Consider the following 679-nt stretch of genomic DNA (forward strand, 5'->3'; position numbering starts at 1 on the left):
CCGATAACCGAACAGATCGAGCAAGGCAAAGTTCACATGATTTACCCCATGAGTGTCAGTTGAGAGCATGTCCGGGATAATCTCAGTACTGTTGTTCATCAACAGGTCAAAGATGTAATGGGATTCATGTTCGTTGGCGCCGATAACCCGGGCATTGATGGCCATATGATTGGCATTCAGACTGACCGCCGAGACGCCTTTGCTGGTACCGAAGTATTTTGAGGAATACCGTGTACGGAACGTCTCGCGCTTGGCTTCGAACTTCTGACCATCGGCACTGGCATGCAGACTGTCATCCTGGATGTTGTAGTGCTTGAAGATGCTCAGTCGTGTGGTAGCGTTGTTGATACGGTCATTGGCCGCATTCAGGGTTTCCAGCCGAAGGTAGTTCGCCTGGATAGTGCTGAGCTGATCATAGGTCCGATCGGAGATCTGAGCGATGCCATAGATGCCCTGATTAGTGGCATTGGCGATCAAGATCGCCAACAGGTCCACTTCGTATTGACGGCTTTTCGAGTTCATGCCCAGCACATGCTCGAAGTCGTCAATGAATCCGGTATCCTGATCCACCACGCGCAAGACATCGGCAACGCTGATCGCTCTCATTTGTTGGAAGAACGGATTATTCACCAGGTGTTTCTTACTGGCTGTAGGCAACCGCCAAAGGTGTTTGCCGCCT

General features: G+C 51.0%; 1 protein-coding gene. It reads right to left on the reverse strand.

Features of this window, described 5'->3' with window-relative positions:
• The coding region (locus A3735_RS21515; protein WP_156499807.1) for a Tn3 family transposase at nucleotides 1-679 on the reverse strand (679 nt) is incomplete at both ends.

Source organism: Oleiphilus sp. HI0061, from assembly GCF_001635675.1.